This is a genomic window from Pandoraea sputorum, assembly GCF_000814845.2.
Taxonomy (GTDB): domain Bacteria; phylum Pseudomonadota; class Gammaproteobacteria; order Burkholderiales; family Burkholderiaceae; genus Pandoraea; species Pandoraea sputorum.
Genome location: NZ_CP010431.2, coordinates 5613279 through 5626697, shown reverse-complemented (window position 1 = coordinate 5626697; position 13419 = coordinate 5613279). Strand labels below are relative to the sequence as shown.

Below are 13419 nucleotides of genomic sequence, written 5' to 3'. Positions count from 1 at the left end.
AAACATGTATACCGCGCGCGGGAAGGTCGACACGAACGACACGCTGACCCAATACGCGCCGTTGGTGCGCCGCCTGGCGCTGCAATTGATGGCGAAGCTGCCGGCAAGCGTGGAATTGGAAGATCTGATTCAGGCTGGCATGCTGGGGCTGCTCGATGCGGCGAACCGGTATCAGGAGACGCAGGGCGCGCAGTTCGAAACGTACGCGAGCCAGCGCATTCGCGGGGCGATGCTTGACGAGTTGCGCGAGCTGGACTGGGCATCGCGCGGCATTCGCAAGACGGCGCGCGAGATCGAGAAGGCGGTGCAGCGTCTGGAGCAGCGGCTGGGCCGGGGTCCGTCCGAGAGCGAGATTGCGGGCGAGATGTCGATCGGGCTGACCGAGTATCAGCAGATGCTGCAGGATGTGCACGGCTGCCAACTGATCTATTACGAAGACTTCGAAGCGGCAGACGAAGAGCCGTTCATCGACCGCATTTGCGCGGACCCGGGTGCGGATCCGCTGACGATGCTGCTCGACGAAGGTTTGCGCGGCGGCGTCGTGGACGCCATCGACCGTTTGCCCGAGCGCGAGAAGTTGCTGATGAGCCTGTACTACGAGCAGGGATTGAACCTGCGCGAAATCGGCGCCGTGCTCGAAGTCAGCGAGTCCCGCGTGTGTCAGTTGCACAGCCAGGCGATCTCGCGCTTGCGCGCGACGCTGCGTGAGAAGGCCTGGACTTCGGCGAATTGAACGACCAATAGATCTGCGTAAGAAAACCTCCTGAACAAAGCCCCCGGTGACGCGCAAGCGCCCCGGGGTTTTTTGTTTCCCGCAGGGCGACGCTATTGTGCACGCGGCCAGTAAAGTTCAACGGAAAATTCCCAAGCTCGCTACGAGCATAGCCGCGCTATTCTGCTGCTAACGGCTTAGCAAATCCCCCCGATGTCGAGGCGGCCGCGTACAACGTATTTCACCGGGGGGGATATGCGACTGGTTAACGTAGTAAAGCCCACACACATTTGTAACTTGGCGTGTACGTATTGCTATAACGACGACGTTCGCAAGCCTGTCATGGCCGCGGAGACTCTTGGAGTCACGATTCGAGAGACGCTCGAGTTGGCGAAGCAATATGAGAGCGTCGACGAAGTCGATTTCATTTGGCACGGCGGCGAGCCGTTAGTCGCAGGAAGGGAATTCTTCGAGAGCATCGTTTCATTCCAATCGGAATTCGCGAGCGGTGTCCGCTTTACGAATAGCGTTCAAACGAACGGCACCCTTATCGACTCCCGGTGGGCAGAGTTCTTCGCGAAAGAGGGGTTCAACGTGAGCCTTTCTCTCGACGGCCCCGAGGAGATCAACGACCGATTCCGTGTCTATCGTTCAGGTGCAGGATCGTTTGCCAAAACGTGGAAAGCCATTCAGGTCCTTAGGGCCGTTGGCCTCAATCCCGGCGTATGCATTGTCCTCAGTCGGGCCACGATTGATCGGACGCAAGAAATTTTGCGTTTTCTATCGGACAACCATCTCGGGTTTAACGTCATTCCATTGACCTTGTCAGGGTCGGCGCGCGACCACTACGACGAACTCAGCATCACCCCTCAGGAATACGCGCGCGCTTGAATTTCCATGTACGACGAGTGGATAGATGCCAAGGACGGCTATGTATACGGGCATGATTTCGTCGTTAAGACGCGGGCGATTCTCTATGGGAAGGCCGCGGACTGTATAGGGATGTCGAATTGTGCCGACTTCAACCTGTCGGTCGACCCAATTGGGGACGTCTATCCCTGCGCGTCATTGTCCGGCAACCCTGCTGCGAAGCTCGGGAACATTGGTGATGCGCCGCTTGTTGACATCGTGAACGATGAGCGTTCGACGACATTCCGAAATAGAGCCGTGGACCCTCAATGTGCCGAATGCAAATGGCAGCACGTATGTCACGGCGGATGTATGTCGAGAGCCTACAAATTCACGGGAAACATAAATTCGCGTGACTTCTATTGTCCCGGCCTGTTTGAGATTTACGAACATGTTGCTGGTCGGCTGGCGAAGCACTCCATCGCTCCCGGAACTCGGAACCCTTGGCACATGACCGACGGATTGGATCCTGCTCTGGTTCCCTTCAAACAGACCGCAACCAAAGAACCCCCCAAAGTTATTCCCATTCACTCGATTAGAGAGGGCTAAGTATGCATTCAAGAGCTTCGGATTCTGAGACTCCCGTATGGAATCAGGCGTTATTGGATTCATTTGGTGGTGACGCGCGAGCTTCATTCAAGCCCGGGCAGGCAATGCCGGATCGCTATCGAAATCAGGCCGATAGGGAAACCGCGTGTTCGTATCACTGGAACGGCAATGTCCACACATATCATTACTTCAAGGACGCCAGATAAACGCGATTCCTTTCGACGGACGATAGACGCCGGGGCGGCGATTCTCACCTGATGTCTAAGCGCGGACATGATCAACGTCTTCTGATGTTCGGTGTGGCGACATCTGCCGCATTGCATATCGCACTTTTTCTCTGGTTCTTATCCTGGGGAGGTACTTTAGCGAAGCGCGTACCGCCCCAGGCGCTTATCGTCACCTTCGTCGAAGTGCCTCATCTTTCGATTGAATCCGATACGAAGCCGTTGCAATCACCAGAACAGTCGCGCCTTGCGAGGAGGAAGTCAGCGAATGTGCCCTCGAAGGCACCGACGGTGGTTAGGCGTCCGCGAACAAATCTTTCAGCGATTGAGCGGACAGTTGTGCCGGAGCGAGAGGAAACGCCGTTAGGCGATTGGCGGCAGTCAGTCCAAAGCGCTGTCCGCTCGCAGCAGAACAAAAATGAAGTGGATATGACAACACGTGCCGTGAGAGATCAATCGAGCGTCGCTGACGAAAGAGTGATGGGGAAAAGTCACGTGATCACAAACTCCGTCGCTCAGGCGTTTGAGTCGGCGCTCGGGAAAGGTTGGGTGTCGGGGACTGTCTCTAGCGAGATGCGGCCAGATGGATCAAGAGTTGAGAGAATCCGGTCACCTCACGGGACCTATTGCGTTCGCATACCCAGCCAAGCTGCCGGTATCGACCCATTTGTGAAAAAAGAACGCCCGCTTATTGCCGTGAAATGTTGAACGACTTCGCCCCAGTCTCAGACACATCGAAATGATGGACTGCTGTTATGGATACCAGTACCAAATTAAGTAGTCGGCAGACGATGGTGAGCACGTCGGACTTTGCGCCGAGTTTCCGTCGATGTCGTGGCTGGACGTGTCGCCCGAACGCGCGCTCGGGCGAATCCAAGCGGCTGTAAGAAATGTCGTTTCGGATATGCAGGCGAGCGGCGAAGCCGTGCCTATGCCGCCGCTGACCTGAGGGCGATAAGTCGGCGTTAAGCCGTAACACTCCCCCCGCTTGAGCGCGGGGTGGTGCGGCCGTCGGGGCCGTAGAGCGGGGTGTTGTTGCCCGGGCCGTAGAGGACGTTCAGGGCTTGCTGGGTGTAAGTCAGGCGGGTGTTGATGAGCAGGCCGTTCGTGTCGTTGGCGCGCTTGGCCTCGGCGGCGGCGGCAAGCAGGGCCTTCCACGCTGCGTCGACCTTGGGGTCGGCGGCTGCGGCTGCCGTGGCGCCCGCTTCGTCAGGCGAGTAGCCCAACGCTTTCAACTGCGCATCGCGCTCACGACCGAGCGCGGACAGCTCCGCGACAGCGCGTGTCTTACGTTCAGTCAGATCCGGCAACGCGTCGAGCGTGCCGTTGACCAATGCCTGCTGTTCTTCCCCGAGCAATGTCGAAAACGTGCCGATCGCGGCAGTCTCAGCAGTCAGGGCGTTCAGCAGGGCGTCGGTGGTCATGACTTCGATTGCGCAGAGAGCAAATCGCGTGCGGTCGAGATCAGACCGTCCGCAATCTTGGAGGTATCAATAGCCAGCTGGCCGTTAGCGATCGCCGTCTTGATCGCCGCAACCTTCGCAACGTCGATGTCAGCGGTGCCGGTCGCTGCCAGCGCTTCCTGCAAGGCACGCATCTCCGACGACAAGGCGCTCGTGCTCACGCTCGCGCCACCAGCGCTCGCAGCAGGTGCCGCGCCAGCGTCGGTAGTCACAGCGCCGGCCGTCGTCCGATCCGTCGTCGCCTTGCTCGCGCCGACACCAGTCAGCGGATTGGCGGGTGGTTCGATTTTCATGTGCTTTCCCCAGAAACCTGCCTGTGTAACGGCATTATCCGCCATAACTTTAGGCAAGTAACATCCTGTTACCAGTTCAAGTGCCCGGGTGATTTCAGCGAATACTTAACGTAAGTGAGCGATTACTTCTAGTGCTTTCTTCTCACTTCTTACAGCGCAACTTCCACTTCGACGTTGCCATTTTTTCCCGACTTCACGGTGCCACTGACGACTTGTCCGGCACGCGTGCGGACCTGCACGGGATCGCCCGCGCTGGCTCGTGAGAGCACCTGACCTTCCGTGCTCACTTCAAAACCCGAACCCCGCGAGACCACGCGCACGGTTTGTCCCTGCTGGACGGCAATCGCGCTGCGCAGCAGGTCGGAGCGGATCGGTAGCCCCGAGGTAATGCGGTTCACGGCCACCGTGCCAACGATCTGACCGGCATCCGTCGCGACCGTGCGCGGCAGCAACGTGAGATCGCCCTGACGCGGCGACAGATCCGTCGGCCCGATGGTCTCGCCGGGATTGATCTGACGTGCGGCGACGAAATACGTCGCGTTGATGCTCACGCGCGCTTGCAGATACAGCGTCCACGGACGCTCCCCCGCACACCGCACGCCCACACTGGTCGTGCCCCAAAGGCGCGCACCCGGCGGCAGGAACGGCTCAAGCGCCGCGCATGCAGGCATGCGGTCCGAGACCGACTCGCCCACGGTGATGTTGACCTGGCCCGGCAAGCCGGTGGTCTGCTCACGCAGGAAGCGCTCGGCCGTCTGCCGGATCACCTGCGTGTTCTGGAATTGGGATGCCTGAGGTTGCGGCTGAGTTTGCACAGGCGCAGCCGTCGCAACCGGGGGCTGCTGGGTATAAGCGGACGCATTCGCCGTGGCGGTCGCGGGACGCACCATATTGGGCACGTTCGACGCGACACCGCCTGCGGCGGCATTGTTGCCGGGGATGACGATCGCGCTGGGTCCGAGCGTATTGCCGAGGTTCTGGGCGGCAGGGTCGGTGGCGACGCCGGGGTTCGCAATCGTCGCAGCCTGCACGGACGTCGCGAGTCCGGCCAGGCCGAGCGTCGCGAACATCGCGGCCATCAGGCCACGTCGTGCACTCGTAAGTATCTGAAAGTTCGGGGACATTTTTGCGGACGAGCGCTGGCCGGGCCGCTGCACGTCATGCGTGCGCGGGGCATTGGCGAGTGGGTCGCCGAATTTGCCTGCCATGCTCACTCTCCTTGCGGTCGTCGCCCGGCGCACCGATACATCACGACGATGCATCACGATTCCGTTGGCGTACGACGCTGAAACCCTTTCGACCTGCCTGAACAACGACTCAGGCGGCTCGCGCGTTGCGAAGCCGACGACACCGGGCAGTGTCCCTGTGCCTGGGGGGCGAACCCCGCCCGATGCCGTCAGGAAGCCATTCTAGAGATGTCGCGTCACGGGGCATGGCTCGAAATGGCGGTCAATCTCCTTCCTATTCCTCCGATTGAATCCCAGGGGGTACGCATACGATGCGAAGCATGCCAAAAGGTCGCTATTTTTTCCGGACCGGGCAGGACACCCCGTCTGCGCACTGCGCGATGGTCGCCAGTCGGCGCAGCAAACGACTGAGCAGGCCCCGGACGCAGCACGGGCAAGTTTCTTGAGCATTACCCAAGTACCTGGCATCAAGGCAAGCATCGGGCGAGACGAGATCATGGACAAACTGGACGCGGCATTGCGATTCTCCCAGCAGGCGCTGGCTATGCGCGCCTACCGTCAGGAGGTGATCTCGTCGAATATCGCCAACGCGGACACGCCGGGGTACAAGTCGCGCGACGTCGACTTCAATAACGCGTTGAGTCAGGCCGTCGAGCGCGGCGCGCAGCAGCAGCTCGCCACCGAGTCGAGCGTGTCGCTCTCGCGCACGTCCTCGCGCCACATCGCCGGGCGCGGTGTGACGACGGCACCGCCGATGGGCGGCCCGGAACTGCTCTACCGCGTGCCGTATCAGCAAAGCGTCGACGGCAACACCGTCGAACTCGATGCCGAGCGTGTGAACTTCGCCGACAACGCCGTGCACTATCAGACGGGCCTCACAGTCCTGAGCAGCCAGATCAAGACGATGCTGGCCGCCATCACCAGTCAAGGGTAAGCGCCATGCCACTCATGAGCATCTTCGACGTTGCCGGCTCGGCCATGACTGCGCAATCGCAGCGCATGAACGTGACGGCCAGCAACCTGGCCAACGCCGAATCGGTGACTGGCCCCGACGGCCAGCCGTACCGCGCCAAGCAGGTCGTGTTTCAGGTCAATCCGGTCACGGGCACCGATGTCGGCGGCGTGAAGGTCGCGGGTGTGGTGGAAGACCCGTCGCCGCTCAAGACCGTGTACGACCCGAAGAACCCGGCCGCGAATGCACAGGGCTACGTCACCATGCCCAACGTGAATCCGGTGGAAGAGATGGTCAACATGATCTCCGCTTCCCGCTCGTATCAAGCCAACGTCGAAGCGCTCAACACCGCCAAGACACTCATGCTCAAAACCCTCACGGTCGGCCAGTAAGGGGCCGCGCGGAGACCAGAAGAAATGGCCAGCATCAATACGTCGAACGCCGCGAATTTTTCGCAGAACTTCCTCGACTCGATCAACGGCACTGCCAACAACAGTTCCAGCTCGAAGTCGTCGGCCGGTAGCGCGGACGATCTGCAAAACAGCTTCCTGAAGTTGCTCGTCGCTCAGATGAACAACCAGGATCCGCTCAACCCGATGGACAACTCGCAGGTCACGTCGCAGCTCGCGCAGATCAGCACGGTCTCGGGCATCACGCAGCTGAACACCACGCTCTCGTCGGTCACCTCGCAACTGAACTCGACGCAGAGCCTGCAGGCCGCAGCGCTGGTCGGCAAGGGCGTGCTGATTCCCGGCACCAACATCGGCGTGGGCAGCACCAAGGCAGACGACGGCACCGTCACGAAGACGGCCACGCCGTTCGGCTTCGAACTGCCGAGCGATGCCGACACCGTCAAGATCGAGATCAAGGACAGCACCGGCAAGACGATCCGCACCGTCAACGCGGGTGCGCTCGATGCCGGCGTGCAGGCCCTGACGTGGGACGCCAAGGACGACGCCGGTAACGCGGTGGCAGACGGCAAGTACACGCTGAGCGTGACGGCCACGGCCAACGGCAAGGCCGTGACGCCGACGCTGCTCTCGTACGCGCAGGTGCAAAGCGTTGTCGCCAGTACGACCGGTTCGCCGCTGCTCAACGTGGGCACGGGCTCGAACATCAAGCTCTCCGACGTTCGCGAAATTCTCTGATCCGTAGCTCTGATTCGTAAGCGCTTAACTCTTTTCGAACCGTATTCGTCGCGATACCCGTCGTCGACAACCGAATTTCAGGAGTAACACCATGGCCTTTTCGACCGGATTGAGCGGCCTGAACGCCGCCTCCAAGGACCTGGACGTCATCGGCAACAACGTTGCCAACGCGGCCACCGTCGGCTTCAAACAGGGTCAGGCGCAGTTCGCCGACATCTACGCCAACTCGCTGTTCGGCGCAGGCAACAACACCGTCGGTATCGGTACGCGTGTGGCCGCCATCGCGCAGCAGTTCACGCAGGGCGACATCACGGTCACGAACCGTCAGCTCGATCTGGCGATCTCCGGTAACGGCTTCTTCCGCGTGTCGAACAACGGCACCATCGCCTACACGCGTAACGGCCAGTTCTCGCTCGACAAGAACGGTTACATCGTCGATTCGAACGGCGATCACCTGACCGGCTATCTGGCCGGCCCGAACGGCATCATCAACAGCGTCTCGCCGGTCGATCTGCAGATCCCGACGGGTGACCTGGCCCCGACGGCTACCAAGAAGATCACGGGTCAGTTCAACCTCGACTCGCGCAGCGCGGTGAACACCACGCCGTTCTCGATCACCGACCCGAACTCGTACACCAACGCCACGTCGCTCAAGGTCTACGATTCGCTGGGCAATTCGCACGACGTCAACCTGTACTTCAAGAAGACGAGCGTCGACGCCACGACCAACAACGCCACGTGGACCGTGTACGCCTCGGTCGACGGTACGACGCAAGTCGGCGCCGGCCCGATCGGCACGCTGACGTTCAACTCGTCGGGCAGCCTCGTCTCGCAAACGGACTCGACGGGCGCAGCCGTGACCGGCCCGATCACGCTGCCGACGATTACCTACGGCAACGGCGCAGCGCAGGGCAACCTCACGCTGAACCTGACCGGCACCACGCAGTTCGGTAACAGCTACACGCCGAACACGCTGACGCAGGACGGTTACTCGTCGGGTCGTCTGACGGGCTTCACGTTCAACGCCGACGGCACCATCGTCGGCACGTACTCGAACACGCAATCGATGGTGCTCGGCCAGGTCGCGCTCGCGAACTTCAATAACGTGAACGGCCTGATCCCGCTGGGTAACAACCTCTGGTCGGAATCGGCCGCATCGGGCATTCCGATCGTCGGCGTGCCGGGCGGCACGAACCTCGGCAAGCTGCAGGCCGGTGCTGTCGAAGCGTCGAACGTCGACCTGACGGCCGAACTGGTCCACATGATCACCGCGCAACGCAACTATCAGGCGAACGCGCAGACGATCAAGACGGAAGACCAGTTGATGCAAACGATGGTCAACCTGTAAGACACGGAGCGGCGCGTATGCGTAACTTGCAGGAGGGGCGTCGATGGATCGTTTGATCTATATCGCCATGACCGGCGCAAAGCAGGCGATGGAGCAGCAATCGACCACCGCCAACAATCTGGCGAACGTCTCGACGCCGGGCTTTCGCGCCCAGCTCTCGGCGTTCCGTCAGGCACCGGTGCGTGGGGCCGACGGCTCGGCCGGCACGCGCACGTTCGTGACGACGTCCACGCCGGGCACCGACTTCACGCCTGGCGCCATGCAGCAGACGGGCCGTGCGCTCGACGTGGCCATTCAGGGGCAGGGCTGGCTGGCGGTGCGCGACGCGCAGGGCCGCGAAGCTTACACCCGTGGCGGCAACCTCGAAATGACGGCCGACGGCCAGATCACGTTGCATGGCCTGCCGGTCATGACCGACGCCGGTCCCGCCGCCGTGCCGCCGGGCGCTGCCGTGACCGTGGGCACCGACGGCACGATCTCGGCGCTGGGTCAGGGCGATCCGCCTAACTCCATCGCCGTGATGGGCCAGTTGAAGCTGGTCAACCCGCCCGAGGGCAACCTCGTGCGGGGCGACGACGGACTGTTCCGCATGGGCAATAACGCACCGGCGCAGGTCGATCCGAATGTCGTGGTGGTCGCGGGCTCGATCGAGACCAGCAACGTCAATCCGGTCAGCGGTCTGGTGAACATGATTTCGCAGTCGCGGGCCTTCGAGATGCAGATGAAGATGCTGCAGACGGCCGACACCAACGAACAATCCGCCAACCAGTTGCTGAACTTCAGCTAACGGACGGCAAGTCGCCAGACGACGCCAGCCACCGTACACGGGGAGAAACATCAAATGATCCGTTCGCTCTACATCGCTGCCACCGGCATGAACGCCCAGCAGACGAACATGGACGTGATTTCGAACAACCTTGCCAACACCAGCACGAACGGCTTCAAGAAAGGCCGCGCGGTGTTCGAGGATCTGCTGTATCAGACGATCCGCCAGCCGGGTGCTCAGTCGTCGCAGCAAACGCTGCTGCCCTCGGGCCTGCAACTGGGCACGGGTGTGCGTCCGGCCGCGACCGAGCGCATCTTCACGCAGGGCAACCTGACGTCGACGGCGAACGCAAAGGACGTGGCGATCAACGGCGACGGCTTCTTCCAGGTGCTCATGCCGGACGGCACGACCGCCTACACGCGCGATGGCTCGTTCCAGGTCGACAACAACGGCCAGCTCGTGACGGCTTCGGGCTACCCGATCCAACCGGCGATCACGATCCCGGCGAACGCGCTGTCGCTGACCATCGCGCGCGACGGTACGGTCTCGGTCACGCAGCCGGGCAACACGGCTAACGTGCAGATCGGTACGTTCCAGCTCGCCACGTTCATCAACAACGCCGGCCTGCAAAGCATGGGCGAGAACCTGTACGCCGAGACGGCCGCCTCGGGCGCACCAAACGTCGCACAGCCGGGCACCAACGGCGCTGGCGTGCTTAACCAGAACTACGTCGAAACGTCGAACGTGAACGTGGTGGAAGAGCTCGTGAACATGATTTCGGCGCAGCGCGCCTATGAAATCAACTCGAAGGCCGTGACGGCGTCGGATCAGATGCTGCAACGTCTGACACAGATGTAATCGGGGCATCGCCACCGACCCCGCACTGAACGAACGCCGCACGTACTCAGCACTTAGGAAATGAACGTCGATATGTCCGCAAGCACGACCGCATCTCAACGCAAGCCACGCAGCGCGGGCCTCGCTCGGTTCCTCGCGCTCGCGGCTGCCGTGGCGTTGACCGGTCTGGCGGGCTGCGCCTACGTGCCGCAGGAGCCGGTCGTCAGCGGACCGACGACGACGCGCCCGCCGCCCCCGCCCGTGTCTGCCGACCCGGAAGGTTCGATCTACCGTCCGCTGTACTCGAACCGTCCGTTGTTCGAAGACCGCCGTCCGCGCAACGTTGGTGACATTCTCACGATCGTCATCAACGAAAACACGGCGGCGAGCAAGAACTCCGGCGCGAACACCACGCGCTCGGGCAGCGGCAATCTAACACTGACCCAGACCCCGGGCGTGATCGGCGGTGTGCTGAACAATCAGGCACTGGACGCAAGCGGCGCAAACAAGTTCGACGCCAAGGGCGCGGCCAACGCCAACAACGTGTTCTCGGGGCAGATCACCGTCACCGTGATGGACGTGCTCTCCAACGGCAACCTCGCGGTCGCTGGCGAAAAGCAGATCGCAATCAACCAGGGTACGGAGTACATCAAGTTTTCGGGCATCGTCAGCCCGCAGACCATTTCGGGTGCGAACACCGTGCCTTCGACGCAGGTGGCCGATGCGCGCATCGAATACCGTGGCAAGGGCTACATCAATGAAGCCGAAACCATGGGCTGGCTGCAGCGCTTCTTCCTTAACGTTTCGCCCTTCTGATGTCGATCATGTCGTTCCTGTCGCGCCGTGCGCCTAATTCCGGCTCCTCCGGCTCCAGCCGCCACCTGCGTCACCTTCGCCGCACCGCCTCCACGCTGGCCGTGGCGATGAGCGTCGCGGGCGGCGCTGTGCTGCTTGCACCGGGCGTGGCGCACGCCGAGCGTCTCAAGGAGCTGGCGTCGATTCAGGGGGTGCGCGACAACCAGCTGATCGGCTACGGCCTCGTGGCCGGTCTCGACAACTCCGGCGACCAGACGACCCAGACGCCATTCACTGTGCAGAGTATGACCAACATGCTCTCGCAACTGGGCATCACGGTCGCACCGGGCACCAACATGCAGTTGAAGAACGTGGCCGCCGTGATGGTGACGGCCACGCTGCCCGCGTTCACGCGTCCCGGTCAGGCCATCGACGTGGTGGTCTCGTCGATGGGTAACGCCAAGAGTCTGCGCGGCGGCACGCTGCTGATGACCCCGCTCAAGGGGCCGGACGGTCAGGTCTACGCGCTGGCGCAGGGTAACCTGCTGATCGGCGGCGCGGGTGCGGCCGCCAACGGATCGAGCGTGACCATCAACCAACTGGCCTCGGGCCGGATTCCGAGCGGCGCCATCGTCGAGCGCGCCGTGCCGACCGCCATGGGCGGTCAGCCGGGCACCGTGCAGATGGAGCTGAACGCTACCGACTTTTCGACCGCGCAGCGCGTGGTCGACGCCGTGAACCGCCGCTTCGGCTACGGGACGGCACAGGCGCTCGACGGCCGCGTGATTTTGCTGCGCACGCCGACCGACCCGTCCTCGCGCGTGCAATTCCTCGCGCAGCTTGAAAGCTTGGAAGTGCGCCCGGACAACACGGCCGCACGCGTCATCATCAACGCCCGTACGGGGTCGGTGGTGATGAACCAGAACGTGACGATCCAGCAATGTGCGGTCGCGCACGGCAACCTGTCGGTCGTCATCGACACGCAAAACAATGTGAGCCAGCCGGCGCCGTTCTCGGGCGGTCAGACGGTCGTGGCCCCGAATTCGCAAATCTCCGTTCAACAGGAGAACAACGCGCTCAAGATGGTGAAAGCGGGCGCCAACCTCGCCGACGTCGTCAAGGCGCTGAACTCGCTGGGTGCGAGTCCGGCAGACCTGATGTCGATTCTGCAGGCCATGAAGGCCTCGGGCGCCCTGCGCGCCGACCTGGAGATCATCTGATATGGCCGACAGCAATCGTCTCACGGGGGCCGCAGGCACCAACCTACCCGACCTGACGCAGCGCGCGTCCTACGAAATGCAGGGCCTCACGGCGCTGCGCGCCGCCGCCCATCAGCAAACGCCGCAGGCCACGCAGCAGGCAGCCAAGCAGTTCGAAGCCGTCTTCACGCAGATGATGGTCAAGAGCATGCGCGACGCCACCATGTCCGGCGGACTGCTCGGCAGCGATCAGGAAAAGATGTTCAACGGCATGCTGGACGACCAGCTTGCCCAGCAACTGGCGTCGAACAAGGGCATCGGGCTGGCCGATCTCATGCTCAAGCAACTGGCCAAGACCGGCACCACGCTGCCGCCGGCGGCCATGGGCCGTGCCCAGCCGCTGGCCGGGCGCGCGTATAACGCGGCAGACGCCATCGGTGTGGCCGACAACGCCCCGGCCGCCGCCGGCGAATTCGTCGACCGGATGGCCACGGCCGCCCAGAACGCCAGCGCCAATAGCGGTATTCCGGCACGCTTCATGCTGAGTCAGGCGGCGCTCGAGTCGGGCTGGGGCAAGCGCGAGATCCGCCGGGCGGACGGCAGCACCAGCCACAACGTGTTCGGCATCAAGGCGGGCAAGAACTGGAATGGCCCGACCGTGGAAGTGGCGACGACCGAGTACGTGAACGGCCAGCCGCGTAAGGTGATGGCCAAATTCCGTGCTTACGGGTCGTACGACGAGGCTTTCGCCGATTACGCCAAGCTGATTTCGAACAATCCACGCTATTCGTCGGTGGTGGCGAGCGCCAACGACGCCGCGAGCTTTGCCAACAATCTGCAACGCGCCGGTTACGCAACCGACCCGCAGTACGCCAGCAAGCTCATGAAGGTCATGAAGCACTTCACCTGACCTGAGCGGATTGAAGCGATACACATGAGTTTCGGCCTCAATTTTGTCGCCGGGCTGCCGTAAACACATCGGTAACGGTGCGCGAGCGGGTTCTTCACCGCGGGGCGTGCCTCTAACTCAAGCCGCG

At 62.1% G+C, this 13419-nt stretch carries 16 protein-coding genes; 13 read left to right on the top strand and 3 right to left on the bottom strand.

Annotated elements, in window-relative coordinates; all coding sequences use genetic code 11:
• Positions 1–4 precede the first annotated feature (4 nt).
• The 4 genes from NA29_RS24955 (at position 5) to dynB (ending at position 2376) form a co-directional block, all read left to right on the top strand.
• A complete protein-coding gene (locus NA29_RS24955) occupies positions 5–733 on the top strand; it encodes an RNA polymerase sigma factor FliA (RefSeq protein WP_039394054.1) in 729 nt (242 codons plus the stop codon).
• Between the two features lie 192 nt (positions 734–925).
• The gene (locus NA29_RS24950; protein WP_072633383.1) at positions 926–1603 is read left to right on the top strand and encodes a radical SAM protein; all 678 of its coding nucleotides are present in this window, start codon (positions 926–928) and stop codon (positions 1601–1603) included.
• A 6-nt stretch (positions 1604–1609) separates the two neighbouring features.
• Positions 1610–2170 carry an SPASM domain-containing protein gene (locus NA29_RS24945; protein WP_039394047.1) on the top strand — a complete coding sequence of 187 codons (561 nt, stop codon included), beginning with the start codon at positions 1610–1612 and terminating at the stop codon, positions 2168–2170.
• 2 nt (positions 2171–2172) lie between these two features.
• A complete protein-coding gene (gene dynB / locus NA29_RS26625; RefSeq protein ID WP_371328951.1) occupies positions 2173–2376 on the top strand; it encodes a dynobactin A family peptide antibiotic in 204 nt (67 codons plus the stop codon).
• 983 nt (positions 2377–3359) lie between these two features.
• Here dynB and NA29_RS24940 read toward each other — a convergent pair.
• The 3 genes from NA29_RS24940 to flgA all read right to left on the bottom strand — a co-directional run bounded on the left by NA29_RS24940 (position 3360) and on the right by flgA (position 5358).
• Complete coding sequence (locus NA29_RS24940; RefSeq protein WP_039394044.1) at positions 3360–3818, bottom strand: flagella synthesis protein FlgN; 459 nt, start codon at positions 3816–3818, stop codon at positions 3360–3362.
• Positions 3815–4150, bottom strand: coding sequence for a flagellar biosynthesis anti-sigma factor FlgM (flgM, locus tag NA29_RS24935; protein WP_039394043.1), 336 nt, complete (start codon positions 4148–4150; stop codon positions 3815–3817). Before flgM ends, NA29_RS24940 begins: the two co-directional genes overlap by 4 nt.
• 149 nt (positions 4151–4299) lie before the next feature.
• Positions 4300–5358: a flagellar basal body P-ring formation chaperone FlgA gene (flgA, locus tag NA29_RS24930; protein ID WP_052252387.1), complete on the bottom strand. Its 1059-nt coding sequence runs from the start codon at positions 5356–5358 to the stop codon at positions 4300–4302.
• A 472-nt stretch (positions 5359–5830) separates the two neighbouring features.
• On the opposite strand from flgA, the gene flgB reads away from it, so the two are divergent.
• The 9 genes from flgB (at position 5831) to flgJ (ending at position 13292) form a co-directional block, all read left to right on the top strand.
• Entirely contained in the window at positions 5831–6271 is a 441-nt protein-coding gene (flgB, locus tag NA29_RS24925) for a flagellar basal body rod protein FlgB (protein WP_039401753.1), read from the top strand.
• A gap of 5 nt (positions 6272–6276) precedes the next feature.
• Positions 6277–6681, top strand: coding sequence for a flagellar basal body rod protein FlgC (gene flgC / locus NA29_RS24920; protein ID WP_039394038.1), 405 nt, complete (start codon positions 6277–6279; stop codon positions 6679–6681).
• 24 nt (positions 6682–6705) lie between these two features.
• Entirely contained in the window at positions 6706–7437 is a 732-nt protein-coding gene (gene flgD / locus NA29_RS24915) for a flagellar hook assembly protein FlgD (protein WP_052252386.1), read from the top strand.
• A gap of 91 nt (positions 7438–7528) precedes the next feature.
• The gene (gene flgE, locus NA29_RS24910) at positions 7529–8785 is read left to right on the top strand and encodes a flagellar hook protein FlgE (RefSeq protein ID WP_039394035.1); all 1257 of its coding nucleotides are present in this window, start codon (positions 7529–7531) and stop codon (positions 8783–8785) included.
• Between the two features lie 43 nt (positions 8786–8828).
• Complete coding sequence (locus tag NA29_RS24905; RefSeq protein WP_039394032.1) at positions 8829–9572, top strand: flagellar basal body rod protein FlgF; 744 nt, start codon at positions 8829–8831, stop codon at positions 9570–9572.
• Positions 9573–9626: 54 nt separating this feature from the next.
• Positions 9627–10409 (top strand): flagellar basal-body rod protein FlgG, encoded by a 783-nt coding sequence (gene flgG / locus NA29_RS24900; protein ID WP_039394029.1) that lies wholly within the window; start codon positions 9627–9629, stop codon positions 10407–10409.
• A gap of 72 nt (positions 10410–10481) precedes the next feature.
• Entirely contained in the window at positions 10482–11204 is a 723-nt protein-coding gene (locus NA29_RS24895; RefSeq protein ID WP_039394025.1) for a flagellar basal body L-ring protein FlgH, read from the top strand.
• A 107-nt stretch (positions 11205–11311) separates the two neighbouring features.
• Complete coding sequence (locus NA29_RS24890) at positions 11312–12403, top strand: flagellar basal body P-ring protein FlgI (RefSeq protein WP_052253141.1); 1092 nt, start codon at positions 11312–11314, stop codon at positions 12401–12403.
• Position 12404: 1 nt separating this feature from the next.
• Positions 12405–13292 carry a flagellar assembly peptidoglycan hydrolase FlgJ gene (gene flgJ, locus NA29_RS24885; protein ID WP_052252385.1) on the top strand — a complete coding sequence of 296 codons (888 nt, stop codon included), beginning with the start codon at positions 12405–12407 and terminating at the stop codon, positions 13290–13292.
• Positions 13293–13419: the final 127 nt, after the last annotated feature.